General features: G+C 49.0%; 23 protein-coding genes. 10 read left to right on the top strand and 13 right to left on the bottom strand.

From position 1 onward, the window contains the following. Positions 1-2 precede the first annotated feature (2 nt). The 4 genes from RHD99_RS09495 to RHD99_RS09480 all read right to left on the bottom strand — a co-directional run bounded on the left by RHD99_RS09495 (position 3) and on the right by RHD99_RS09480 (position 4,460). Entirely contained in the window at positions 3-1,091 is a 1,089-nt protein-coding gene (locus RHD99_RS09495; RefSeq protein ID WP_309878564.1) for an ABC transporter ATP-binding protein, read from the bottom strand. Between the two features lie 10 nt (positions 1,092-1,101). Next, the gene (locus tag RHD99_RS09490; protein WP_309878563.1) at positions 1,102-1,941 is read right to left on the bottom strand and encodes a carbohydrate ABC transporter permease; all 840 of its coding nucleotides are present in this window, start codon (positions 1,939-1,941) and stop codon (positions 1,102-1,104) included. Between the two features lie 10 nt (positions 1,942-1,951). After that, the gene (locus RHD99_RS09485; protein WP_183269630.1) at positions 1,952-2,830 is read right to left on the bottom strand and encodes a carbohydrate ABC transporter permease; all 879 of its coding nucleotides are present in this window, start codon (positions 2,828-2,830) and stop codon (positions 1,952-1,954) included. Between the two features lie 337 nt (positions 2,831-3,167). Beyond that, positions 3,168-4,460, bottom strand: coding sequence for an ABC transporter substrate-binding protein (locus RHD99_RS09480; RefSeq protein ID WP_309878562.1), 1,293 nt, complete (start codon positions 4,458-4,460; stop codon positions 3,168-3,170). 554 nt (positions 4,461-5,014) lie between these two features. Between RHD99_RS09480 and RHD99_RS09475 the strand changes: the two genes are divergently transcribed. From RHD99_RS09475 to RHD99_RS09465, 3 genes are all read left to right on the top strand, one after another. Beyond that, positions 5,015-6,238, top strand: a complete 1,224-nt coding sequence (locus RHD99_RS09475) for an alginate lyase family protein (protein ID WP_374708481.1) — start codon at positions 5,015-5,017, stop codon at positions 6,236-6,238. Between the two features lie 11 nt (positions 6,239-6,249). Beyond that, positions 6,250-8,268: a heparinase II/III domain-containing protein gene (locus RHD99_RS09470; protein ID WP_309878560.1), complete on the top strand. Its 2,019-nt coding sequence runs from the start codon at positions 6,250-6,252 to the stop codon at positions 8,266-8,268. Positions 8,269-8,416: 148 nt separating this feature from the next. After that, on the top strand, positions 8,417-9,760 hold the full coding sequence (locus RHD99_RS09465; protein ID WP_309878559.1) for an anaerobic C4-dicarboxylate transporter: 1,344 nt from the start codon (positions 8,417-8,419) through the stop codon (positions 9,758-9,760). 42 nt (positions 9,761-9,802) lie between these two features. Here RHD99_RS09465 and RHD99_RS09460 read toward each other — a convergent pair whose 3' ends face one another. Beyond that, complete coding sequence (locus RHD99_RS09460) at positions 9,803-10,054, bottom strand: DUF2766 family protein (RefSeq protein WP_309878558.1); 252 nt, start codon at positions 10,052-10,054, stop codon at positions 9,803-9,805. A 98-nt stretch (positions 10,055-10,152) separates the two neighbouring features. On the opposite strand from RHD99_RS09460, the gene RHD99_RS09455 reads away from it, so the two are divergent. Further along, complete coding sequence (locus RHD99_RS09455) at positions 10,153-10,725, top strand: sugar O-acetyltransferase (RefSeq protein WP_309878557.1); 573 nt, start codon at positions 10,153-10,155, stop codon at positions 10,723-10,725. Positions 10,726-10,738: 13 nt separating this feature from the next. Here the strand turns inward: RHD99_RS09455 and RHD99_RS09450 are convergent, their stop codons facing one another. The 6 genes from RHD99_RS09450 to azuC all read right to left on the bottom strand — a co-directional run bounded on the left by RHD99_RS09450 (position 10,739) and on the right by azuC (position 16,435). Next, the gene (locus RHD99_RS09450; RefSeq protein WP_309878555.1) at positions 10,739-11,716 is read right to left on the bottom strand and encodes an ABC transporter ATP-binding protein; all 978 of its coding nucleotides are present in this window, start codon (positions 11,714-11,716) and stop codon (positions 10,739-10,741) included. Further along, on the bottom strand, positions 11,703-12,698 hold the full coding sequence (locus tag RHD99_RS09445; RefSeq protein WP_309879127.1) for an ABC transporter ATP-binding protein: 996 nt from the start codon (positions 12,696-12,698) through the stop codon (positions 11,703-11,705). The genes RHD99_RS09450 and RHD99_RS09445 overlap by 14 nt, the downstream gene beginning before the upstream one ends. Next, positions 12,691-13,536 (bottom strand): ABC transporter permease, encoded by an 846-nt coding sequence (locus RHD99_RS09440; RefSeq protein WP_309878554.1) that lies wholly within the window; start codon positions 13,534-13,536, stop codon positions 12,691-12,693. Before RHD99_RS09440 ends, RHD99_RS09445 begins: the two co-directional genes overlap by 8 nt. 4 nt (positions 13,537-13,540) lie before the next feature. Beyond that, a complete protein-coding gene (locus tag RHD99_RS09435) occupies positions 13,541-14,494 on the bottom strand; it encodes an ABC transporter permease (RefSeq protein ID WP_309878553.1) in 954 nt (317 codons plus the stop codon). A 60-nt stretch (positions 14,495-14,554) separates the two neighbouring features. Further along, positions 14,555-16,150 carry an ABC transporter substrate-binding protein gene (locus RHD99_RS09430; protein ID WP_309878552.1) on the bottom strand — a complete coding sequence of 532 codons (1,596 nt, stop codon included), beginning with the start codon at positions 16,148-16,150 and terminating at the stop codon, positions 14,555-14,557. Between the two features lie 201 nt (positions 16,151-16,351). Then, positions 16,352-16,435: a stress response protein AzuC gene (azuC, locus tag RHD99_RS09425; protein WP_115628089.1), complete on the bottom strand. Its 84-nt coding sequence runs from the start codon at positions 16,433-16,435 to the stop codon at positions 16,352-16,354. 216 nt (positions 16,436-16,651) lie between these two features. Between azuC and RHD99_RS09420 the strand changes: the two genes are divergently transcribed. After that, positions 16,652-18,070 (top strand): MFS transporter, encoded by a 1,419-nt coding sequence (locus RHD99_RS09420; protein ID WP_309878551.1) that lies wholly within the window; start codon positions 16,652-16,654, stop codon positions 18,068-18,070. 57 nt (positions 18,071-18,127) lie between these two features. Then, on the top strand, positions 18,128-18,364 hold the full coding sequence (locus tag RHD99_RS09415) for a hypothetical protein (RefSeq protein ID WP_309878549.1): 237 nt from the start codon (positions 18,128-18,130) through the stop codon (positions 18,362-18,364). A gap of 64 nt (positions 18,365-18,428) precedes the next feature. Here the strand turns inward: RHD99_RS09415 and RHD99_RS09410 are convergent, their stop codons facing one another. Then, a complete protein-coding gene (locus RHD99_RS09410; protein ID WP_183269642.1) occupies positions 18,429-19,067 on the bottom strand; it encodes an RpiB/LacA/LacB family sugar-phosphate isomerase in 639 nt (212 codons plus the stop codon). Positions 19,068-19,543: 476 nt separating this feature from the next. Here RHD99_RS09410 and yecR point away from each other — a divergent pair, with 476 nt between their 5' ends. The 4 genes from yecR (at position 19,544) to galE (ending at position 22,963) form a co-directional block, all read left to right on the top strand. Next, positions 19,544-19,837, top strand: a complete 294-nt coding sequence (gene yecR, locus RHD99_RS09405) for a YecR family lipoprotein (RefSeq protein ID WP_255459217.1) — start codon at positions 19,544-19,546, stop codon at positions 19,835-19,837. A gap of 218 nt (positions 19,838-20,055) precedes the next feature. After that, positions 20,056-20,553, top strand: a complete 498-nt coding sequence (gene ftnA, locus RHD99_RS09400) for a non-heme ferritin (protein ID WP_183269645.1) — start codon at positions 20,056-20,058, stop codon at positions 20,551-20,553. Between the two features lie 234 nt (positions 20,554-20,787). Continuing rightward, complete coding sequence (locus tag RHD99_RS09395) at positions 20,788-21,711, top strand: glucosamine inositolphosphorylceramide transferase family protein (protein WP_309878548.1); 924 nt, start codon at positions 20,788-20,790, stop codon at positions 21,709-21,711. A gap of 235 nt (positions 21,712-21,946) precedes the next feature. Continuing rightward, the gene (galE, locus tag RHD99_RS09390) at positions 21,947-22,963 is read left to right on the top strand and encodes a UDP-glucose 4-epimerase GalE (RefSeq protein WP_183269647.1); all 1,017 of its coding nucleotides are present in this window, start codon (positions 21,947-21,949) and stop codon (positions 22,961-22,963) included. 138 nt (positions 22,964-23,101) lie between these two features. On the opposite strand, the gene RHD99_RS09385 is transcribed toward galE, so the two are convergent. Beyond that, positions 23,102-24,496 carry a DUF4832 domain-containing protein gene (locus RHD99_RS09385; protein ID WP_309878547.1) on the bottom strand — a complete coding sequence of 465 codons (1,395 nt, stop codon included), beginning with the start codon at positions 24,494-24,496 and terminating at the stop codon, positions 23,102-23,104. Between the last annotated feature and the right edge of the window lie 31 nt (positions 24,497-24,527).

Here is a 24,527-nt window from a genome sequence, read left to right as displayed (position 1 = left end):
CCTTACTGGCACGCGATACGTTGCCCGCTTTCAGCATCAAAAATGTGAATACCGGTCACCCTGGGTTGCAGCCATACCGTTTCGCCTTCCTTAACATTTAAGCGCTGTTTAAACACCGAGGTGAATGAACCGCCTCCTGTGTTACAGAACAACTGCATATCAGAACCGGTATTTTCGATGGCGGTGATAGTCGCTTTTAGCGCCCCACTCTGTTCCGTTTCACTGACTACATTGACCTGCTCTGGGCGAATCGCATAAACCACGTTTTGCTGCGGCTTCACCTGTATGCCCGGTGGCAAGCTTAACAGCGAGCCGTCGGCGAGGCGTAACATCATCTCGCCGTTATGTAGCGTCACTTCACCTTTTAGCTGATTGATTTCCGGTGAGCCGATAAACCCGGCCACGAACAAATTGGCGGGACGGTCATACAACTCCAGCGGGCTGCCCACCTGTTCAATGCGCCCTTCCCGTAGCACAACAATCATCTGCCCCATGGTCATTGCTTCGATTTGGTCGTGCGTCACGTAAACAGACGTGGTTTTCAGGCGACGATGCAGTTCACGGATTTCCCCACGCACCTGAGTACGCAATTTTGCATCAAGGTTAGAGAGCGGCTCATCGAACAAGAATACTTGCGGATTGCGCACGATGGCACGCCCCATCGCCACACGCTGGCGCTGGCCGCCGGAAAGATCTTTCGGTAAGCGATCCAGAAGCACACCTAATCCCAGCAGTTCTGCGGCACCCTCCACTTTTTGGCTGATTTCCGCCTTCGGCAGCTTCGCCATTTTGAGTGCAAAGCCCATATTTTCGCGCACGGTCATCTGCGGATAGAGCGCATAACTCTGGAATACCATCGCGATATCGCGCAGCTTTGGCTCGACGTCAGTCACGTCCTTCTCATTGATAGCAACCTGCCCACCGGTTATCTCTTCAAGTCCGGCAATCATGCGCAGCAGCGTTGATTTACCGCAGCCACTTGGGCCAACCAACACACAGAACTCCCCGTCCGGGATCGTCAACGAGACATCTTTGATGACGTGCACATCGCCATATGATTTACAGACATTTTTCAATACTACGGAACCCATTTGTCGCTCCTTATCCTTTGACCGCGCCGGACATAATCCCGCGATTGAAATGTTTTTGCAGACCGAGATAAACAATGATGCTTGGCAACATCGCCAGTAAGGTGATGGCAATAAAAATGTTCGGCGTAATGCTTTCGTCAGTACGCAGGCGGCCAAGAATGACCGGGATGGTATTCAGGCTGTCATGGTTCACCACAATCAGCGGCAGCAGGTACTGGTCCCAAATCATGATGAAGCCAAACGTCACGACGGTCCCCAGGGCCGGTTTGACCAGCGGTAAAATGACGTGGAAGAAAATCTGCCATTCATTCGCGCCATCAATACGCGCCGCTTCTTCCAGCTCCTTAGGGATCGCGGCCATAAATTCGCTTAATACGAAAATGGAAAACGCCCAACCTACCACCGGCATAATCATGCCCAGATAGGTGTTGTAGAGTGACGAATCAATCAGCGGCAGTTGCCAGTTGATGATCATGTACAGCGGAATGGCGATCACTTCCTCCGGCAGCATCATGGTCGAAAGAATGATCAGGCTGACCAACGATACCCCGATGAATTTTTTGCGCGCCAGCGCGTAGGCAGCAAGAGCACTGACGGCAACCTGCAAAATGGTGCCAAAGAACACCACCACCATCGAGTTCAGCAAATATTGCCAAACGCCGATGTCCTGCCAGGCAAAAATAAAGTTCTCCATTGAAAACTCATTCGGCCACGCCAGGAGCTCGCCTGGTTTAACCGGTGCACCGCTGAATGCCGTGGCGACAATGCCCCAGAACGGTCCAACAAATACAATTAACAGCAAGCCATAAATCATCCAGCGACCTACCGTATCCCAACGTTTACCTAACATGGGCTGCTCCTTAATAGCGGGCAATACGCTTTTTCAACGTGAGGTGACAGATTGTCAGCACCACCGTGAAGGCGAATAACAGGAACGACACCGCCGAAGCATAGCCGTAGTCAAATTGTTCAAAACCGAGTTTGTAGATATGGGTCATGATCATTTCAGTGGCACCGGATGGCCCACCGCCTGTCGTGGCATACACTTCAGCAAATACGCGGAAACCGCGAATGAACGAAAGCATCAGCACCACAGAAATGGCCGGGATCATGCCAGGCAAGGTGACGTAACGCAGGCGGTTCCACCAGTTCGCGCCATCCACATTTGAGGCGTCGTACAAATCACGGCTAATCCCCGCCAGACCGGCAATAAAGATAACCATGTTGTACGGCACCGCTTTCCAGATATGCAGCAACATGATCACCCAAAGTGACTGATCGGCACTGGCGAGGAACCCCTGGTCTGCAACACCGAACCAGCTCAGGATATGGTTCACTACACCATTAGGCGTAGGGTTAAACAGGATGCGCCACATTTCGGCGACGATAGCCGCACTGGTCACAGCCGGTAAGAAAATCGCGGTACGGATGAAACGCAAATGGCGGGCGGGTCCTTCAAGCAACATCGCCAGGAAGAATGCCAGAATGGCCCCAACCACCATGGTCACCACCACATAGAGAAAGGTGTTGAAAACGGCCGAATGCAGTTCAACATCTGCAAACGCGCGGGCAAAGTTGGCAAACCCAACCCATTCGTCAGGTTGATTGAAGTTCACTTTGTAAAAACTCATCACCAGGCCTTGCAGCATCGGGATGAATTTAAACCAGGTGAAAATGACTAGCGCCGGAGCAAGAAATATCCACGGCACCAGGTTTCGTTTCTGGCGGGAGGTTAACATCGTTGTTTTCGCTCTTGTTTAAGTTGAGTTGATCCGTTGCCCCCTCACCCTGGCCCTCTCCCCCAGGAGAGGGAATTGACCGCTCACCCTGGGGAAAGGGGTATACCGGTTTTCACTCTCACCCTGAGGAAAGGGGTATACCGGTTTTCTCCCTCTCCCTGGGAAAGGGGTATACCGGTTTTCTCCCTCACTCTGAGGAAAGGGGTATACCGGTTTTCTCCCTCACCCTGAGGAAAGGGGTATACCGGTTTTCTCCCTCACCCTGAGGAAAGGGGTATACCGGTTTTCTCCCTCTCCCTGGGGAGAGGGTTGGGGTGAGGGGGATTCACAACCGGGATTACTTCGCCAGCACCTGCTGTTTAGCCAACTCAGCGTTGACCTTTTCGTTGGTGGTTTTTAGTTCGGCGGCAATATCGCTGTTGCAGTCAGCCAGAATGCTATTGAAACCATCGGCGGTTATCTGGCGAATTGGCGTCCAGTTTGGAACTTGCGGCACGTAGCGGCCCTGTTCGGCGTAAAGTTTGCTGAACGTTGCCCAGCGTTCATCGTTATAGACCGCTTGCGTATCAACCATTTTGTTTACAGGCAAGCGCACCACAGGCATATGTTTGCTGCCTTTGCCCATACCAATTTCTTGCCCTTCCTGGGAAATCATAAACTCAATGAATTTGCGAGCCGCCTCTTTGTTTTTGCTGCTTTTCATCATGAACGCCGTAGTCCCTTCAGCAAGCGTCGCGCTGCCTTTTGGCCCCGTTAGCGTCACCACTTCGAACTTGTCTTTGCCTGGGTCTTTATCAAATAACGCGATGTGATAAGGGCCGGTGAAGAACATTCCGGTTTGCCCGGAGCGGAAGGACGGAATGATGTCGGCAGTGGTGGCGTTAATGGCACCAGGCTGGACGACTTTTTCGCACAGCATGCCGCGCATAAATTTCAACGCTTCGCTAGCCGCTGGTTCGTCGAGTGACGCTTTAAACGTCCCTTTCGCCCCTTCGCGGATAAAATCACCGCCGGCCTGCCACAGGAATGCACTCATAAACCAGCTGGCGTATCCGCGTGTGGTGGCACCCGGCAGTAAAAAGCCGTAAGTGTCGTTTTTGCCATTGCCATCAGGATCTTGAGTCGTAAAGGCTTTGGCTAGCGTTTCGACGTCGCTCCAGGTTTTTGGCGCAGGTAAGCCTAATTTTTCGCGCCAGTCTTTACGCACGAACAGTGCAAAGGTTTGAGCTGACGTCGGAACCCCATAGAATTTACCGTCGGTGTAGCGGGTACTTTCCCACGCGGTTGGATAAAGGTTTTCACCTCCGGCAATGGCTTTCGGGTCAATTTCTTCCGCGATACCTAGCTGGATAAATTGCCCAATCGCGACGGCATCGTTAAAGATGAGGTCAGGCAGTGCGTTGCCTGCCGCCGCCCTGGCGAGGCGCTGTTCGAAGTCGGTAGTGGCATTAAAGTACTCGATTTTAATCCCGGTTTTTTTCTCAAACGTTTCAGCCTCTTGTTTGTAAATATTTTTGGAGTCGTTACTGGCACGGATCCAGACATTCAGGGTTTCAGCCGCAAATGTTTGCGTGACACTTAAACCAAGAGTTGAAATCAGCAATAGGGATTTTAATTTTGTAGGAAACATTTATTTTCACTTCCTTATTTAATTTAAGAGGTTCAATTAATAGCTTAATGGAGTGAAGCACGTTATTTCTGAAATGAAAAAAACCGTCCAGCAATTAAATAGAACACCTCTCTCAAAAACAACAGCAAAAAAAAGAAATGATATTTCATAATCAAAAAGTATGCTGCAAATCACGCTCGCAAGTAACGAAGAAAAAATGCATTATTAAATTCACAATAAAATCAATAAATTACAAAATTAAACAATAACAACACAAAATCAATAAAAGTTTAAAAACGCTGTTTTATGTGACATAGAATGCATTTTTAGAGGGATTTTTACATTGGCGGCATTAATTTGATATGTATCACATAAATTTTAAATCCGTCTCTTACACTGCGCACTCAACATTCGAAACATTATTTCAAATCTCATATTTGACGAAAAATTAATAATATCAGTGAGCGTTTAAATATATCGCAGCGACCCCATGCGATGGATTCTTTTCGCTCCGGAATAATTTTTTCAACCTACTGATGGACGTAGAGAATATGCGCCAGAAAAAGACTCATTTATTGTCTTGCCTGTCATTGCTTTCGCTGGCTGTGGTGGGTGCTCTAACCGCCTCGCCGCTATACGCCGCCGATGCACATCCATTGCAAATTAAGCTCGAAGATTTGCGCTACAGCCAACAGCAAGTGAACGCACAAAACCCACAGTTTGTTGGCGCGTATCACAAACTCATTGCTGGCGCGGATAACGCACTGAATAAACCACTGTATTCGGTGATGGATAAAACGCTGATCGCCGCCAGTGGCGATAAGCATGATTACTACAGCTTCCCGCCCTACTGGTGGCCTGACCCGACGAAAAAAGATGGGCTGCCTTATCTGCGTAAAGACGGAGAAACCAATCCCGATGCCAACAGTGATGCCACAGACAAAAAACGCTTAGTCAGCATGAGTAATGACGTGTGGACACTGGCGTTGGCATGGCAATTTACGCAAAAACCAGCCTACGCTGAAAAAGCACGCGACCAGTTATTGAACTGGTTTGTGAAGCCAGAAACGCGCATGAATCCTAATTTGCAGTATGCGCAGGCGATTCCTGGTATCAACGATGGGCGGGGAATCGGTCTGATTGACAGCCGTGCTCTGGTAGACGTGATTGATGCGGTTGAATTATTACGCCCGGCGAATGTGATAAGCGATGAAGATTATCAGAAGATAAAACAGTGGTATGGCGATTTTTACCACTGGATGACCACCAGCCAAAACGGATTTGAAGAAGATAACTGGCACAACAATCACGGCACTTATTTTGATTTACAAGCGGCGTCCTTTGCCCTGTTTAGCGGCGATACGGCAGCGGCAAAGAAACGACTGCAAATAACCCAACTGCGACGTATTCCTTCCCACTTTGATAAGGAAGGCCGCCAGATGGCGGAAATTGAGCGCACACGTCCGTGGCATTACAGCAATTTCCATCTTGAGGCTTACAACAAACTGGGCCGTTTGGGGGAAGTTGCAGGGGTTGATGTGTGGAATTTCTCCCTTGATGACCATAGTTTGCGCAAGGGTTATCACTACATCGCACACTACATCAATGGCAATGAATCATGGCCCTGGAAGGATATTGATAAAATGGACGATAAAAAAGCCCTGATCAACATGGTCAGTGCCGCACGAGCCTGGCCTGACGACAACGTGTTTTCTGAAAAAGCCGCGTGGCTAATGGCGAAATATCCCGATGATATTTCACATCTAATTACCCCGTTAAAACCACATAGCCAGGGATGAAGGATCGAGCGATGAAGCAGTTCACCACGCAACAACTTATTCTTCTTCAGCAACGCGTTAGCGCCCAACCCGAAATTATTGAGCAGTTGATTGACGACAACAATGTGGTTCTCAACAACCCCGTACTCGTGCCGGAAACTGCGCGGGCAACCTGGAATCTCTATTATTTTTGCCCTGAGCACGGCGTCAGGCTGGTGTGGGATCGCCACTCCCCGGACGCCCATTGTTGCCCGGTCGATGGGCAACAGTTTAGCGGCGAGCCCTTTGATGGCGCATGGTGGCGTGAGCTCAACGGCCTGAACGCCAAAGCCTGCCATCAGTTGGGTTTATTGTGGCAACTTACCGGTGAGCAGGTCTATCTGGATAAAGTCCGTGAACTGCTACTGCGCTATGCCGAATTCTATCCGGATTACGAAATTCACGGCGGCATTCCGTACAATGGGCCAGGGAAAATGAATGCCCAGACGCTGTGTGAAGCGAACTGCATGCTGGATTTCGCCCTCGGCTATGATTGCATCGCTGAGGCGCTTACCGTCGAGCAGCGCAACACGATTACGACGCGTTTGTTGCACGAAGGTGCGCAGTTTTTGATGGCCCATCGCACAGCCCAATTACATAACCATGAAGTGAAAATCGGCAGCGCGGTGGGTGTTTTGGGTCTGGTGCTGGAGGACGATGCGTTAGTCGAATTCGCGGTCAATCAACCTTACGGGCTGCGTTATCAGCTTGAGCAGGGTTTATTCGACGAAGGGCTATGGTTCGAAGGTTCTATTCATTATCACTTCTACGCGCTACAAGGCTTTCTCGCCTTCGAAAAGCTGGCCATCGGTACACGCTGGAGTTTGCTGGACAAACCTTACTATAAAAAAATGCTCAGTTTCCCACTGACTCTTTTGATGCCAGACGGTACCTTTCCACGTATCAATGATTGTATCTACGGCCAGGAAAAATTAGACCACAGCCATCTTTATCAATTTGCATGGCATTACTATCGTGATGAGCAGTATGCCGCCGCGCTCAAGGCTATCAATGCGCAGCATCCACAACCGAATCTCGATGCTTTTCTTTACGCCACTCCACTGCCAGAGACGGTTCCTGAGCTCATTCCAGCCGGCCATCTTCATGCCCCTGATTGCGGCCTGACTCTGTGGCGTAACGCAGAAAAGCAACGTGCGTTATTGATTAAACACACGCCTTTCGGCGGTGAGCATGACCATTATGACCGCCTGAATATTCTACTGTTTAATGATGGACAAGAGATCCTGCCCGATCTTGGCACCACCGGTTACGGTGCGCCAATGCATTATGCGTATTACAAAAACAGCGCCACTCATAACACCATTACGGTCAATCAAACCAACCAGCCCCCTGCGCTACCTGTGGTGCATCAGTATCATGAAAGCAAGGCGTTCTGCTGGCTGGATACAGAAGTCGACTGGCGACAAACGCCGCCTGAACTCGACAGCCACACTCGCGTACAGTGGGATAGCGAAGCGTGGCGTGACGTCCGTTTTCGCCGCCGTTTGTTATGGCTGGATAACGCATTAATTGATATCAGCAGTGTGCAAAATCCGCATTGCCAACAAGTGGACTGGACGCTTCATCTTCAGGGGAAAGCGCTGGATGTTGAGGGGGAGCCGAGTCAGTTTAGCGCCTACGGCCCACTGACGATGATGAATGACGCGCATTGTGCATCGTTAACGAACTGTCAGCCTCGCCACTTTGCCACCCACCCTCACGGGCAAGCATTATGGCTTTATGGTCAGGCCGAGTTGTGGCAGGGAAACGCACCGGATAATCCTGCCGTTGGGGAGTTAAGTTATCTGGTGTTACGCAGCCATGACCTTCAACCGGAGTTCGTCAGCGTTTGGGATTTTGATAACCAGCAACCTATCACTGATATGCAGGTTACGCCGGACAACGGGGGTATGCGTATTTTGCTAAAACGTGGTGAAGAGGTGTTAGTCGTCGATGTGACAAATGACAACACGCCCCTTCCTCGTCTTCAGCATTCACATTTGCCGTTATGAGATTACACTCCGCCGGTTATAGGCGGAGTGTTAATATTTTGTTACTAACCAACTGTTTTTATTGAATTTAAACAAACAAGATCTGCGTCTCAATGGTTATCCCTACATTCTGTAATGCTAATGGCATGTGTAATTTTAGGGGACGACCATGATAACTATTGAATTCATTGTTATTATTTTATGCCTGTTAGTCGGCACACGCTTTGGCGGGATGGGACTTGGCCTGATCAGTGGGATTGGGCTGTTTATTCTCACCTTTATCTTTGGTCTTGAGCCAGGAAAACCGCCCGTTGATGTGATGCTGACCATTCTTGCGGTAATCGGTTGTGCCGCCACTTTGCAAACTGCAGGTGGCCTGAATGTCATGATGCAATTTGCCGAGCGTCTGCTACGCAAACACCCTCAGCACATCACTCTGCTTGCCCCTTTCACCACCTGGATGCTGACTTTCCTGTGCGGCACTGGCCATGTGGTGTACACCATGTTCCCGATCATTGCCGATATCGCGCTGAAGAAAGGCATTCGCCCGGAACGCCCGATGGCGGTTGCATCGATTGCCTCACAGATGGCGATTACCGCTTCTCCCGTCTCGGTGGCGGTGGTTTCGCTGATTTCGATTCTGGCGGCAAACCACGGCATTGGCCATGCGTGGGGCATCCTCGATATTCTCTGCGTTTCCGTGCCCGCCTCCTTATTTGGAGTGTTGATTGCGGCGCTGTGGAGTTTGCGTCGTGGCAAAGATTTGCAAGATGACGTGGAGTTTCAGGAAAGACTCCAGGATCCAAAACAGCGTGAATTTATCTACGGCAGCAGCGAAACCCTGATGAACCAGGTTTTCCCCAAGCAAGCCTACTGGTCAACGTGGATTTTCTTTGCCGGCATTCTGGTCGTGGTGTTGTTAGGGGCGATTCCGGCGCTGCGCCCGGCTTTCGACATCAAAGGTTCGTTAAAGCCGTTATCAATGAATCTGGTTATCCAGATGATGATGTTGATTGCCGGTGCCGTGATGCTCATCGTGTGCAAAGTAAATGCTTCGGCTATCTCCAACGGTGCGGTGTTTAAAGCCGGCATGGTGGCGATTTTCTCGGTATTTGGTGTCGCGTGGATGAGCGATACCTTTTTCCAGGCCCATCTTGAAGAGCTAAAAATGGCGCTGGAAGGCGTGGTGAAAAGCCATCCATGGACGTATGCCATTGTGCTGTTTTTGGTTTCGAAATTGGTGAACAGCCAGGCTGCGGCGTTAACGGCCGTCGCTCCGATGGGCTTGATGCTGGGCGTTGAGCCGAAAATGTTGATTGCCTTCTTCCCGGCATCCTACGGTTACTTCGTTTTGCCGACATATCCAAGTGATTTGGCGTGCATCGGTTTTGACCGTTCCGGCACCACGAAAATAGGCAAGTTCATCATTAACCACAGTTTTATTTTGCCAGGTTTGATCGGTGTGAGCTGTGCGTGTGCGGCGAGTTATTTGTTGGTGATGACATTCTTCTAACGGTGAATCGCCCTTTTAACAAAGGGCGATTCACTTTCTGAGTTAATGCGTTTCGCCCTGCGGCGTAAACTTAAGCTCAATCAACGAAATCGCTTTTTGAATCGCGCGGCGGGTCACAGGATCTGCCGCTGCCGGATGCGTGGCGAAATCAATGGTCTTTAGCTGATTCGCCATTTTTTCGCGCACTTCAACGGGTGCAATCACATCAATGACATCCAGAATTTGCTTTATCACCAGCTGGCACGCCACCACATCGGATACTAATTCCTGGTCGGCAGATAATTGTTCAGACATTATTTCTCTCCTGTTTCGCAATGGGCGTCATAGTACATATCTGTACGCTGAAACGGTATCAATAATAGAATGCTGTCAGGAAAAATAAGGGCACAACAATGACTGAACATGAAAAATTACTGGCGGGTCTGAACTACAACACTCGCGACCCTGAGCTACTCGGGATGTACCACAACGCACGCGCAATCACCAAAAAACTCACCCAGTTGGACTCCCACGACTTTGACACCAAACTTTCGCTGCTGCGCGAAATGCTGGGCGGTTTTGGCGATGAAAGTTGGATTGAGCTACCGTTTTGGTGTGATTACGGCAAACACGTCACGATTGGTCGTAACTGTTTTATCAACACCAATGTGGTGTTCCTCGACTGCAACACCATAACCATTGGCGATAACACCCTGGTGGGGCCAAATGTGCAGTTCTACACGCCGGTTCATCCGTTATCAGCAAAAGAGCGGCTGACTGGAAATCCTGATTATCCATTTTTGACCTGCGCCAAACCGATTGTGGTCGGCAGCAATGTCTGGATTGGTGGCAACGTGGTTATTTTACCAGGGGTGACTATTGGTGATAACACCACCATCGCGGCGGGCAGTATTGTCAGCAAAGACATTCCGGCGGGCGTGTTGGCGATGGGGCAGCCTTGTAAAGTGGTGCGGGAGCTGGAATAAGCCCCCGCTGTTTTTATGATTCGTTGAATAGCCAGCAAGCCACACGATGGCCTGGCGCAATCTCACGCATCATCGGTGATTGGCTCTGGCATTTGTCCATTGCTCTTGGACAGCGGTTGCAGAATTTACACCCTTGCCAGTCGCTGATAGCCCCGGGTAACTCCCCTTTGATGCCACCCTGATCCAGCATTTGCACATGCGGGTCAGCCACCGGTATCGATGCCAGTAGCGCACGCGTGTAGGGATGTGCCGGTTCGGTATACAACGTTTCAGCCGGCGCTTCTTCAACGAGTGCGCCCAGATACATCACGCCAATCCGGTCAGAAATATGGCGAACCATAGAGAGGTCATGGGCGATAAACAGGTACGTCAGCCCTAACGCCTGCTGTAAATCCTGCAAAATATTCACCACCTGCGCCTGCACAGAAACGTCCAGCGCCGACAGCGGTTCATCGCACAAAACAAACTCCGGGTTGACCGACAAGGCGCGAGCAATGCTGATTCGCTGGCGCTGGCCGCCGCTGAACTCATGGGGAAAACGATTCAAATGCTCGGCTTTCAGCCCCACTTTCTCCAGCAGTTCCAGCGTGCGCGCCGTGCGTTGCGCTTTGCCATATCCATGGATTTTCATCGGCTCGGCAATGAGTTGCGCGACCGTCATGCCTGGGTTGAGTGACGAGTACGGATCCTGAAAAATAGCCTGCATGCGGCGGCGCAACGGCTTGAGTTGCTTGTCGCTCATGTTGGCAATGTTCTGCCCGGCAAACTCAATTTCACCGTCAGTAATATCAAACAGGCGAAGCACGCTGCGCCCTAATGTCGATTTACCGCACCCGGACTCGCCCACCAGCCCGTAAGTCTCACCGGGATAGATATCAAAACTCACGCCATCCACCGCTTTTACCGGTGGCGTTTTGTTAAACCAACCCTGCTGGCTCTGGTAATACTTGCGTAGCCCGTTGACCCGAACCAATGGCTTAACGTCCTGCATTGTTCACCTCCGCGTTCACCTCTGGGTCCCATAACCAGCACATCGCCTGGTGTTCCTCTCCCGTTTCATACATTGGCGGCAGCGTACTGCAACGCGCCATGCGCTGCGGACAACGCTCAGCAAACGGGCAACCCGGCGGAGGGTTGAGTAAGCCTGGTGGCGAACCTTCGATAGGCAATAAACGCGCCCCGGTTTCGCCCGGACGAGGCAGGGACGCCAGCAAGCCACGGGTGTAAGGGTGAGCGGGTCGGTAGAAAATATCTTCCACACTGCCCTGCTCCATCACCAGCCCGCCGTACATCACGACCACTCGTGAACAGACCTGTGCCACTACGCCCAGGTCATGAGTGATCAACATAATGGCGGTATCGGTTTGCTGTTGCAGTTGTTTTAACAGACGTAAAATTTGCGCCTGAATGGTGACATCCAGCGCGGTGGTTGGCTCATCGGCAATCAACAACGCGGGATGGCATGAGAGTGCAATCGCAATCATCACGCGCTGGCGCATGCCGCCGCTGAACTCATGCGGGTACTGGTTATAACGGATTTCCGCGTTGCCAATCCCCACCTGTTGCAGCATGGCAATGGCCTTTTCTTTCGCCGCTTTTTTGCTGAGATTCTGATTACGAATCAGAATCTCACTCATCTGTTTGCCAATTGTCAGCACCGGATTGAGCGCAGTCATCGGGTCCTGGAAGATCATCGCAATATCATTGCCACGAATGTGACGCATCTGTTCCGGTGTTTTACGGGCTAAATCTTCACCCTTAAAATGGACATGTCCCCCCACCACTTTGCCATTGCTGCCCAGAAGTTTGAGCACCGACTTGCAGGTGACACTTTTACCACAGCCAGATTCACCGACGATCCCCACCACTTCACCGCGTTTTACCGCAAAGCTCACGCCGCGCACCGCCTTCACTTCCCCTTCACGGGTGAAGAAGGACGTTTGCAGGTTGTCGAGTTCCAGTAAGTTATTCATCACGGTTCGCCCCCGGCTCAAAGGCGGTACGCAACACATCGCCCAGAACGTTAAAACTCAGTACCGTCAGCAAAATCAGAACCCCAGGGAACATGGCAAGCCAGGTGGCTTCGCCAATGAAAGATTGTGCGTTGTTCAGCATACTGCCCCACGACGCATTCGGCTGTTGTACGCCCAGTCCGAGGAAGCTGAGTGTCGATTCCATCAGGATCGCCGAGGCTATATTCAGCGTCGCAGCCACCATAATGGTCGGCAAAATATTCGGGATAATGTGGCGTGCAATGATGATGAACGGGTGTTCACCGCAAGCGCGCGCGTACACCACATATTCACGCTCTTTGACCGACAAGGTTTCCGCCCGCACCAGGCGAGACATGTTCATCCAGGTCAATGCGCTGATAATCAAGATGATATTGGCAATTCCCGGCTTCAGATAGGCGTTGAGTACCAGCAATAAGAAGAACGCCGGAATCGACAGCAAAATATCGACGACACGCATCATGATGTTGTCGACGCGCCCACCAAAATAGCCGCTAACCGTCCCCACCAGGGTGCCAATCAGCGTTGAAAATAACATCGACAGGAAACCGACCATCAAAGAGATCTGGCCACCGTATAAGGCGCGGGTGAAATAGTCGCGTCCGTAGTCATCGGTGCCAAACCAGTGCGTCACATCCGGAGGCAGTAATCTTGCGGTCAGCGACATCTGGTTAGGATCAAAAGGACTCAGTGCTGCCAGTAATGCCGCAATGCTGAAAACGATCAGAACCAGTAATGAGAATTGAGCTGGACGATTACGTTTCAGGCCATGTTTAACTTGTTGCCAACGTCTACTCATCGTCTTACCTCAATGCCTTAATACGCGGATCTGCCACGCGATACAGCATGTCTGCCAATAAATTACCGATGATAAGCATCAGTGAAGAAAGCATGATCATCGCCATGATCAGCGGGTAATCCAGCGAGGTTATCGACTGGATCCCAAGCAGGCCCATTCCCGGCCAGGAAAAGACACTTTCGGTGACATACGCGCCGACCACCAGCTCGCCAAACGACAGGCCAAACAGCGTAATAACCGGCAACAGCACGTTTTTGAGAACATGGCGGAATAAGATGGAGCGGCGAGTGGCGCCGTATGCCAACTGCGTTTGCACATAATCCGCTGACAATTGCGTAATGGTGTTGGAGCGGATGTAACGCACATAGCTTGAGAGGTTGTAAAAAGTCAGCGCGATACACGGCAAAATCCCGTGACGAACCACATCCAGCCAGGAATCCTCAACGCCAATGGAGCGCATCCCCATACTCGGCAGCCAGTTGAGCTGCACAGAAAACACCGTGATAAGCAGGATACCAAACCAGAAAATCGGCACTGAAATACCGATGTAGGCAAACATGTTCAGGAAGTTATCCAGCCAACGATGTTTGAAAGCTCCGGCCAGCAACCCCAGAGGCAGGGCTAATACGATTGCCAGAACCAGCGATGCCCCCATTAGCCCAAGCGTTGCCGGAATACGTTCAGCAATCATGGTTAATACCGGGCGGTGATAGATCAGTGAATACCCCAAATCCCCTTGCAGCACGTTTTTCAGCCACAACAGGTATTGCATAAACATAGGTTTATCAAGCCCAAGACTGTGACGGATACGTTCAATATCCTCAGGGCTCATACGGGGTGTGATATAGGCCTGCACCGGATCGCCGGGTGCCAGTTTGACCAGCAAAAACGACACCAGAGAGATGAAGAACAGCATCGGCACAAGTTGCGCCAGGCGTCGTACTAACACATTGTTCATACTGCTTTCCAGGTTTTCCCCAAAATAAAACCCCGGCTTAGTGCCGGGGGTAAGTGCTTGTTACTGTTGTTGATAGATTTTTGACAGATCCTGGAACATATAAACCGGCTTAGGTTCGGCTTCTTGCGTCCCGGCAAAATGTTTATCTACAGCAACCACGGCGTTGGTGTAAGCAATCGGATACCATGCCATGTCGTTTGCTACCGTCTGCTGAATTTGTTTATAAATATCAGCACGTTTGGTTTTGTCTGTTTCGGTCGCGCCTTGATTCCACAACGCGTCGAACGCGGGGTTTTTGTAGTGCGCGTAGTTATAAGCTTCGTTGCTCATGTACAGCGACTTATAACCGTCAGGCTCCATACCCATGATGTAACCGCCAAGGCTCAGTTCATAAGCGGTGTTTTTCATATCCAGGCTACGCTGTGACATCGCGTTAGCATCCAGAGGCATCAATTCAACCGCAATTCCCACGTTTTTCAGCTGTTGCTGAATATACAGCCCCATACTTTCCTGGGTTTTGTTGCTGTTGATATAGGCAAGACGTAATTTGAGATTGGCTGGAGCACCTGACTCTTTAAGCAGCGCTTTCGCTTTTTCCACATCGAATTTATAGGTTTCAACCTCGTTGGTTTGATACAGCGTATCTGGCGTCAAAATAGACGCGGCAGGTTGCGCGTAATCCAGCGAAGAGAATGCCGCCTGAACCAGCTCATCTTTATTGATGGCATAGGCAATAGCCTGGCGCAGCGTTTTGTTCTTCATGCTATCGATGTTCTGGTTGAACGTCATATACGCCAGACGGCCTTCCGGATAAATAACGAAGTCGAATTTACCGCTCGATTTCAGGCGCGTGACATCTTGCGGATCAACCATCTTCATGTTGATTTCGCCGTTTTGTAGCGCAAGGTTTGCGGAGTTGCTGTCTTTCGCAAAACGGTAGGTGACGGCATCCAGCTTCGGTTTACCGTTCCAGTAGTCATCAAAACGTGTCAGTGCGTAATACTGCCCGGCACGATATTCTTTAAATTTGAACGGACCCGAACCGACTGGCGCATCATTTTTGGTGCTCTTTTCCATGTCGCCATTTTCATCAGCAAACACATGCTGTGGGATCGGGTAAATCTGTACCAGCGTCCCGACAAACGCAGCGCTCACCTGCGGCAACGTGAATTTCACCGTTTGCTCATCAATTTTGCTGACCTGAATCGGCTTGCCGCCATACACGAACATACTGCGGAAGAAGCTGTGCTGCTTCTCATCGAGCAATTTGTTGAAGGTAAACACCACGTCGTCAGCGGTAATGGCTTTGCCATCCTGCCATTTCAGATTCGGTTTAAGTTTAAGAAGATATGAGAGGTTGTCATCAGACGGTGTCAGGCTTTCTGCCAGGCCCCATTCGATTTTGTCGCCATTGAAGCTATACAGCGGAGCATACAGCGCTTGCATAATTGTCAGCGTAGTACGGTCACTGGCATACAGCGGGTTCATCGCTAACGGATCACCACTGGTAATGCCAACAATCAAATTGCCGCCATCCTGGGAAGCTTGTTTTGCCGGGGCAGGACTTGCCGCAGTGTCAGTTTTCGCATCATCACAGCCTGAAAGAGCCAGGGCCAAAGAAGCAAACAGCGCAGATAACAACAGGGGTTTACGCATTTAATCACGGACTCCATCTCAAATAGAGCCCGCATAGTGCACCACCCTTACCCACAATGTAAATAAGTGTAAAACGCATAACGATATGCGAAAAAGTGCTAAAGCATAAATTGTCGATATATAAGGGAATATAGAGGGTAAAAATTCAAATTTCAGGCATAAAAAAACCTGCCGTAGCAGGTTTTTCTTCAGTCAGGCAGATCAGAACATGCCAGCTGGCGGTACATCTTTAAAGGTTTTGCAGTACTGCTCAAACATACTTTTCAGGATTTTGCGCATTTTCATTGTGTGCTCCAGTTTTTTCTTTTTACAGGTGTTGCTCTTTATGGGGCTCATAATATGACATTCGTCACATAAATCAATAGATATGTGACTCACATCACACATTTTCCGTGTGGATTTTACAAGTCCGTCACATAAAATGGCTTGCAAATCCAACACTTAACTGGTTAATTGTCTCAATAAATTTTTAAAACATTATTTTAATTCTGAGTTTCATTCATGGAAAACTCCCCTTCTCAGTCACCAAAACGTGGCATTTCTGGCATGGCGTTGTTGGTTGCTGGCGCATTTTTTATGGAATTTCTCGATGGGACGGTGATTGCTACCGCTCTGCCGGAAATGGCAAAAACGTTTGGTGTCGATGCCGTTGATCTGAATATTGGTATGAGTGCTTATTTGCTGACTCTGGCCGTGTTGATCCCGGCAAGCGGTTGGATTGCCGACCGTTTTGGCGCACGCAAAGTCTTTACCCTCGCACTCGGGATCTTTACCTTTGCCTCCGTGTTGTGCGGGATGGCCAATACGCTGGAACAGTTTGTCGCAATGCGCATCTTGCAAGGGGTTGGCGGTGCGTTGATGGTACCCGTCGGGCGACTGGCTGTGTTACGAACCACGCCTAAACATTTACTGATCACCGCTATCGCCACGCTGACCTGGCCTGCACTGGTTGCGCCGATCATTGGCCCTCCGCTGGGCGGATTCATCACCAGTTATGCGTCGTGGCGTTGGATTTTCTATATCAACCTGCCGCTTGGACTGATTGCAATGGCGCTGGCGTGGCGTTTGATTCCTGATATTCATGATGACGAACGCCGTCCGTTTGACGGTATCGGATTTGCCGGTACCGCCGTGGCGATGATTAGCCTGGTCTACGGTCTGGAGATGCTTGGGCAATCGCAGGTTAATCTCCTGCCAACATTGGGGCTGCTGCTATTAGGCGCCGCATCGTTATGGTTTTCACTCTGGCATTTTAAACATGCCCAACATCCGATGATTCGTCTTGAGGCTTTAAAGGTACAAACCTTTGGCGTGACAATGTACGGGGGATCGCTTTTCCGCACCTCCATCAGCGCGGTACCCTTTTTATTGCCGCTGCTGTTCCAGGTTGGTTTCGGTATGGATGCTTTTCATTCGGGCATGCTGGTTTTAGCGGTATTTGCCGGTAACCTCGCCATGAAGCCCGCCACCACGTCGCTGATTCGAGCGTTAGGCTTCAAAAAATTGCTGATTTTAAACGGTCTGCTCAATGTCGCGTCTCTGTTGGCCTGCGCATTTCTCACGCCGCATACCGCTGTCTGGCTGACGATAGCCATCCTGTTTTTTGGCGGGATGTTCCGCTCAATGCAATTTACCGGCATCAGCACCCTCGCCTTTTCAGATGTGCCATCTTCACAAATGAGCTACGCCAATACGCTCTTTAGCACCGCGACACAACTGTCTGTTGGGTTAGGAATTACGCTGGGCGCGATTGGGATTCGCCTTGGCGAGAAAATAAGCCAGTGGTTCGATGTCGCGTCGATTCCAGGGATATCGATCAAAATATCGTTTGTGATGATTACGCTGATTTGCCTGCTTGGGCTGATTGATTTACTGCGACTGCCGCATAACGCCGGGAGCAGTGTGTCCAAAAAGCAATAATGCACTTCAGACCTCAATTATACTTAACGCAAGAGATCGCGTGTCGTTGAGGTCGTGATGAAACAGATAACGTTTAGAGTAATGCTGGTTCTGGCGCTAATCAGTTTTCAGGCGAAGGCCGCAGAACCTGCCAAACATTCACCCTCGTTAAACTTCCCTACGCTACATAAACCGAGCCTCCACGGAGGCATTCAACAGCGATGGCCGGAAGCGCCGCAGGCGGATATCAACCATCAACACTGGGATGCGCAGCATCTTGAAGCCGCACGTCAGACGCAGCACGCCGGGGATTAAGTGGTGTTGACGCAAAAAAAATGGCCAGCAAAGGCTGACCATCTTTATTTGCGATTAAATACTATCAGGCAAGAATTTCGCGAACGAACGCTTCAATTTCTTTGTTCTGGCAGTTTTCGAAGAAGCACTTCTGGAAACGCTCACCCGTCACAGCCGTTTTCACCAGCTCAGGATCGATAGAACGCAGGGTGTCCAGATAGTTTTCTTTTACTACAGCAGCTTTAACCTGATTCAGGATACCTGCGTTACGAACCTGTGGCTCTTTACGCTCGATTGGGTAGCCTTCGCCTTTACGGCCAGTGAATGCTTTTTCAAACATGTAACGTACGTTCAGCTCTGCACCCCAGCCGAAGCCTTTAGCGAATGCCAGTGACAGCGCGTTTCCGTTGTTGATTTGGGAGAACAGGAAAGCATCAGCTGGATCCAGGCAGTATCCGCAAACCACACCCGGGTGGATGTTCAGGGACATCATTGCGCCCTGGCCTGTGCCACAACCGGTCACAACGAAATCAACGGCTTTAGAATTCAACAGAATGCTCGCCATAATACCGAGGTGGATGTAGGTCAGGTGGTGATCCTGCTCATCGCTCATACCGACGTTGTAAACCGGGTACTCTTTCTCAGCAGCAACCGCTTGCAACTCATTAAGAATGATTGCGTTTTTGCCAGCCTGACTGTTTTCCATCATCAGTGCTATTTTCATTTCCGTCTCCTGATTGGGTCACGGGATTTCCCGCGGTGAAAAGCTTAGGTCTGCAGTAACGATACTATCTAGCAAACATACTTTCAAATTTAATGAAATTTAGTTTTAAAAAATAAAGATGGGCTCACACTTCTGCGTTTTACCCGATGAAGAGCCGTCTGTTGATTCCGATTTGGCGATACGAAACAGCGCCACACTATCCTTAAGCTGATGCGCCCGCTTGTCCTGTTCAAAACTTCCAATCACAATGGAATCGGCACGCATATGATTTCGGCAGTAAATTATCACCCGATTATTATCTTAAATTTAGCTTAGAAGGCGCTCTGTTCATTAACGTAAAGGAAATTATGCAGCTTTGTGCTGTTGGTAATATTCTGTTTTGCTGCATGCTAAAATCATAAGAAATATCATTTGAGCCTCAGCATATGAAATCTGTTTATTTGCTTTTAGTGGCTGCGTTATTAAGCGGTTGCACCATGAATAAAACCCCACAGCCCGTCAAAGGAAGCGAAGTTGCAGGGGTTGTGCGTCTGGGTTTTGATATTGCCCCGTTACAAAGAGCGAAAATTGATACCTACGTTGCACAGTCAGCAGCCAGCCACCAGTGCCAACAATGGGGTTATACCGCTGCATTCCCCTATGGGGAGCCAATCAGAACCTGCTCCCTGACCAGCGGCGCGTTGTGCCTGAACCAAACCGTTACGCTTGAGTATCAGTGCCGGGGCATCGGAATGGAGAAATACCTTAGGGACGAAATAGCCGTCCAGTGAAGGGAGAGAATTTACTCATGGGGTGGACAATATATTATGCTTCACCCTATTAATTAAATAATAATCATTCCTATTGGCCTGTAATAATCGTTTTAAAAAAGAATAATATTAGCAACCATTCTCATTACAATAATATAATTAACAATTCCTTTGCATTATAGAAATAATAAAATTAAAGTAGCGCCATTGTTAAAGTCCTAATTCTCATGGAGCGCCTCATGCTTAAAGCTGAAATGATCGAAAAACTTAACGAACAAATGAATCTTGAGCTTTACTCTTCCCTGCTTTATCAACAAATGAGTGCCTGGTGCAGCTACCATAGCTTTGAAGGGGCTGCCGCTTTCCTGCGTCGCCATGCTCAGGAAGAGATGGAGCACATGCAGCGCCTGTTTGCTTATTTAACGGATACCGGAAGCTTACCTCGTATCAATGCTATTCCAGCACCAGACCATGATTATACTTCTCTGGATAGCTTGTTTAGCGCAACCTACGAGCACGAACAGTTAATTACTCGCAAGATTAATGAACTGGCTCATGCGGCGATGACCTCTCAGGATTATCCGACCTTTAACTTCCTGCAATGGTATGTTTCTGAGCAGCATGAAGAAGAAAAACTGTTTAAATCTGTACTGGATAAATTAAGTCTGGTGGGTAAAAGCGGTGAAGGCTTGTATTTCGTAGATAAAGAACTTTCTACCCTGGATACACAAGCTTAATAAATTCTAACCGGTAAGCATGCTTATGCTTACCGGTTCTCATTTTCAAAAGTGTTCCTTGCCCTACCCTGCAAAATCCCCCAGATTTTTCTCTTCAGAAAGGCGAATGTTGCCTGAACGTCTATACTCCACAACAGCAGTATTCTGAACATCGAGCATGGCTTCTGCTCATACAATAATAAGCAACATTTTCTTCCTGTATCTGGTGATGACTAACATGAATAAGATGAAAAAATGTTAAACAAAAACAATAAATTAATTAAAAAGTTATTTTTCCATGAGTCCTGGGACATCATGGTCATTAAAAATAGCATGCATTCATTTCCTGATAATACACTGGATATTCTCAGTCATTCAAAAGCACAGCTGCTTAATAAAAAATACACATTTCAGGCAGACCCTTTTATTATCGAAAAAGAAGATAAGCTTTTTATCTTCTATGAAGCATTTAGCTTCCTTAACTCAAAGGGAGTACTGAAGTGCCGTGTTCTGAATAGTAATATGGAAGAGATTGAAGATATCAAACTGCAAGGCTTTGACGATTTGCGATGCCACCTGTCGTTTCCTTTTGTTTTTTTCCATGATGATAAACTGTTTATGATTCCGGAATCATCAGAAAGAAAGGAAGTCATTCTCTTTCAATCCACTGAGTTCCCGGCACGTTGGGAAAAAGTAAAAGTGTTACTTTCCAATGTCGAATATACCGATAATGTCTACTTTACTTTGGATGGCGTCAGCTATCTCTTATCCACTACGCTGGATAATGAAATGGTTATTCACACTGCAAGTGACTTGTTCGGTAACTGGGAAAAAATAGAGCCTTCGTTAACCTTGTGTAATTACCACCATCGCGGTGCCGGAATGCCTTATTCCACCAATAACAGAAATTATATTCTCACTCAGGAATGCTTACCGGGGCTGTATGGTAAATCCATTTATATCAAAGAGTTAATCAACTTAAACTCATCAGAATTCGAAGAGCGACTGGTGGCTAATATTGTTCCAGAAATTAATAAAAGCGCCGGTATTCATACTTTTAATTTTTCTAAAAGTTATATTGTCTACGACACCAAAAATTGGATATTCAGCTTCTTCTCGCCATTTAAAAAGATAATCTTTAAATGTTTTGTCAAATACCGGAAACAGTATTTTGCCTGAAACAGCAGATGAATGGCCGGGTGTTTGCTGATACTATTGGTCAACTTGACTATACCCGTCATACTTCAAGCTGCTTATGCGTTGGCTGCACCCGCGCCCCCCAGTCACTTACTCAAGTAAGCTCCTGGGGACTTACGGCCTTGCCGCCTTCAAGCAACTCGAATTATTTTGGGTATAAGAATGAGATCGACACAGACTCGATACACTCATTTTTCAATATTATTCTGGAGATACTATGGCAATTCTTGTAACTGGTGGTGCTGGCTATATTGGCTCACATACCGTTCTGGCATTACTGGAGAGAGGTGATGATGTCGTCGTCATCGACAACCTTTCTAACTCGTCTAAAGCCTCTTTGGACAGGGTTGCAGAATTAACCGGAAAAGTGCCGACATTATATGTTGCCGATATTTTAGACAAACATGCGCTAAAAGAGATCTTCTCAAATCACGAGATATCCGATGTTATCCACTTCGCTGGCTTAAAATCTGTCGGCGAGTCGGTTAGAAAGCCTCTGGAATATTATGAAAACAATGTCGTTGGGACGCTGGTTTTGCTCAATGAAATGTTGCTTGCAGGCGTAGATAGCTTGATCTTCAGCTCATCTGCAACGGTATACGGCAATCCAGAAAAAGTCCCGCTAAGCGAAGAGTGCCAGACAGGGGGAACCACTAACCCATACGGGACGTCGAAATTAATGGTTGAGCAAATTTTGCGTGATTTTTCGCATGCACAACCTGAATTCCGCATTACCTGCTTACGCTATTTCAACCCGGTGGGCGCGCATCCATCAGGCCGTATTGGTGAAGACCCTAACGGTATTCCTAATAACCTGGTCCCTTATATTTCTCAGGTGGCAATTGGCAAACTCGAATGCCTGTCGGTTTATGGCAACGATTATCCAACACCCGATGGAACCGGAGTGCGTGACTATATTCATGTGCTGGATCTGGCAAGCGGGCATCTGGCGGCATTGGATCATAAAGCTGAGGGCTCGGCCTTCAAAGCTATCAACCTGGGGACCGGTGTCGGTTATTCCGTTATTGACCTGATTAAGGCTTTTGAAAAAGCCGCACAAACCCAAATTAATTACAAAATTGTCGACAGAAGACCGGGTGATGTCGCGGAATGCTGGTCAGATTCATCCTTAGCGAAACAAAAACTGGGATGGCAAGCGACCCGCTCTCTTGACGAAATGATGCGCGACACCTGGAACTGGCAGAAAAATAACCCGAACGGTTTCAGTTCTTAATTCTAATTTTATATACCCAAGCTACTTCAAATTGCAGGTAGGCGGCAATTGAGCGAATCCCGATGAGCTTACACAGGTAAGTGATTCGGGTGAACGAGAGCAGCCAACACCCCTGCAACTTGAAGGGCGACGGGGATATTACTGAGCGCGAACCTTCGACACTCGATACCAACCATCACTCTGTTTGCCTTCATTAGCCAGATTAATTCTCGCTTTTCCTTGCTTGTCCAGCATCGCCACTTCAACAAAATATTGCCCATTCGCTAATGTCGCAGGCAGTGCCAGACGATAGCTCGCCGTGCGCTCGCCGGGTAGCCAGCTGCGAATATCATCAGAGGTTCTCCCTTGGGCGATAACCTTGTTCGCATCATTTACCAGGCGATACGACAGATCGTATTTCAGGTAAATCGGCGCGACACCCTCATTTTTCCACTGGCCATTTAGCGTCAGAGTCCCGCCTTTTGAGACGACAGAATCATGGCTTAACGAGGCTAAACGAAAACGATAGCCCAGTTTTGTCAGCGCCTTATCGACTATGCCGCGATACATCGCCGGCACCTCGGTGGACTTTAAATTAATCGTGCTGGCATGCTGCGCTTCGGCCCAGTCAAAGGTCCTTTGTACCTCTTCGAGGGAATAATGCTGGATGGTTTTCCACTCGGCCATATGGCCGCAGATCTCAAAACTAATCGGCGCGCGTTTCCACGCATCTTTAAAACCTGACCAGGCCGCCTGTGCCGCCTCTATGCGCTGCGGATAGTCATCTTCCATCAGATTCCAGGTTGTCGAAAAGTTTCGCCAGTCGCCAAGGCAGTCTCCACGCCAGCCAGCACCGCGTCTCATGGCGCTCACGAGATTATCGCCACCGGCAATCAGCATGATTTTTGGCGTTTTAGGAAACGCAGTAAAGTGCATGGTGACGTACTTTTCTAGTTGAGCAGGCGTGTAGCGTTTTTCAAGCGGAGTCATTGAAGGGAAATTGCTGTTATGCCATTCGCCCCAGGAACCCACCATGCCAATATCGATGTAGGCGAGGTTTTCATTACCATCGTACCGCTTCCCAAACGCGTTCAGCAGACGCTGGCTATATTCAAGGAAAATGGGGTCATCTAAGTCCGGCGCGAAAGTTTTATTGTCCGATGTCCAGACGCCTTTCACCCCTTTTTTAATCAGCCAGTCTGGGATTTTGCTCCCGCTTTCTGGGCCATCCATCACCATAAATCGCAATCCGACATTCATCGCCGGTTGATGCTTCGCGGCAAACTTAAAAGCCTCATCAACAAGAGCAAAGTTGTACTGCCCCTCAACGGGCTCAACTTCTGACCAGTAAAAACGCTCGTATTCAATTCCGGTATCGGGATATTGCGCCTGCGTCAGTTGGTCTCCATATCCCTGATGAAAGCTGGCGATCCCCGTTCCCGGATTCGTGATTGGGCCAGAAAGGGCTTTTGGCGTTACAACTGTCATCGGTACGGCCATGACCGCCCCCGGAAAAACCATGCACATCAATGAAACTAACGTTTTTATATTCATAGTATTTCCGATTTGTGCTGGGGCGTTAACT

Origin of the sequence: Buttiauxella selenatireducens (assembly GCF_031432975.1) — a bacterium.
GTDB classification, from domain to species: domain Bacteria; phylum Pseudomonadota; class Gammaproteobacteria; order Enterobacterales; family Enterobacteriaceae; genus Buttiauxella; species Buttiauxella selenatireducens.
This window is presented reverse-complemented; position numbering and strand designations above follow the sequence as displayed.

Bases quoted from the DNA above. Each gene is read 5' to 3' on its own strand.
- RHD99_RS09495 (WP_309878564.1), bottom strand. From the start codon at position 1,091: ATGGGTTCCGTAGTATTGAAAAATGTCTGTAAATCATATGGCGATGTG.
- RHD99_RS09490 (WP_309878563.1), bottom strand. From the start codon at position 1,941: ATGTTAGGTAAACGTTGGGATACGGTAGGTCGCTGGATGATTTATGGC.
- RHD99_RS09485 (WP_183269630.1), bottom strand. From the start codon at position 2,830: ATGTTAACCTCCCGCCAGAAACGAAACCTGGTGCCGTGGATATTTCTT.
- RHD99_RS09480 (WP_309878562.1), bottom strand. From the start codon at position 4,460: ATGTTTCCTACAAAATTAAAATCCCTATTGCTGATTTCAACTCTTGGT.
- RHD99_RS09470 (WP_309878560.1), top strand. From the start codon at position 6,250: ATGAAGCAGTTCACCACGCAACAACTTATTCTTCTTCAGCAACGCGTT.
- RHD99_RS09465 (WP_309878559.1), top strand. From the start codon at position 8,417: ATGATAACTATTGAATTCATTGTTATTATTTTATGCCTGTTAGTCGGC.
- RHD99_RS09460 (WP_309878558.1), bottom strand. From the start codon at position 10,054: ATGTCTGAACAATTATCTGCCGACCAGGAATTAGTATCCGATGTGGTG.
- RHD99_RS09455 (WP_309878557.1), top strand. From the start codon at position 10,153: ATGACTGAACATGAAAAATTACTGGCGGGTCTGAACTACAACACTCGC.
- RHD99_RS09450 (WP_309878555.1), bottom strand. From the start codon at position 11,716: ATGCAGGACGTTAAGCCATTGGTTCGGGTCAACGGGCTACGCAAGTAT.
- RHD99_RS09445 (WP_309879127.1), bottom strand. From the start codon at position 12,698: ATGAATAACTTACTGGAACTCGACAACCTGCAAACGTCCTTCTTCACC.
- RHD99_RS09440 (WP_309878554.1), bottom strand. From the start codon at position 13,536: ATGAGTAGACGTTGGCAACAAGTTAAACATGGCCTGAAACGTAATCGT.
- RHD99_RS09435 (WP_309878553.1), bottom strand. From the start codon at position 14,494: ATGAACAATGTGTTAGTACGACGCCTGGCGCAACTTGTGCCGATGCTG.
- RHD99_RS09430 (WP_309878552.1), bottom strand. From the start codon at position 16,150: ATGCGTAAACCCCTGTTGTTATCTGCGCTGTTTGCTTCTTTGGCCCTG.
- azuC (WP_115628089.1), bottom strand. From the start codon at position 16,435: ATGAAAATGCGCAAAATCCTGAAAAGTATGTTTGAGCAGTACTGCAAA.
- RHD99_RS09420 (WP_309878551.1), top strand. From the start codon at position 16,652: ATGGAAAACTCCCCTTCTCAGTCACCAAAACGTGGCATTTCTGGCATG.
- RHD99_RS09415 (WP_309878549.1), top strand. From the start codon at position 18,128: ATGAAACAGATAACGTTTAGAGTAATGCTGGTTCTGGCGCTAATCAGT.
- RHD99_RS09410 (WP_183269642.1), bottom strand. From the start codon at position 19,067: ATGAAAATAGCACTGATGATGGAAAACAGTCAGGCTGGCAAAAACGCA.
- yecR (WP_255459217.1), top strand. From the start codon at position 19,544: ATGAATAAAACCCCACAGCCCGTCAAAGGAAGCGAAGTTGCAGGGGTT.
- ftnA (WP_183269645.1), top strand. From the start codon at position 20,056: ATGCTTAAAGCTGAAATGATCGAAAAACTTAACGAACAAATGAATCTT.
- RHD99_RS09395 (WP_309878548.1), top strand. From the start codon at position 20,788: ATGTTAAACAAAAACAATAAATTAATTAAAAAGTTATTTTTCCATGAG.
- galE (WP_183269647.1), top strand. From the start codon at position 21,947: ATGGCAATTCTTGTAACTGGTGGTGCTGGCTATATTGGCTCACATACC.
- RHD99_RS09385 (WP_309878547.1), bottom strand. From the start codon at position 24,496: ATGAATATAAAAACGTTAGTTTCATTGATGTGCATGGTTTTTCCGGGG.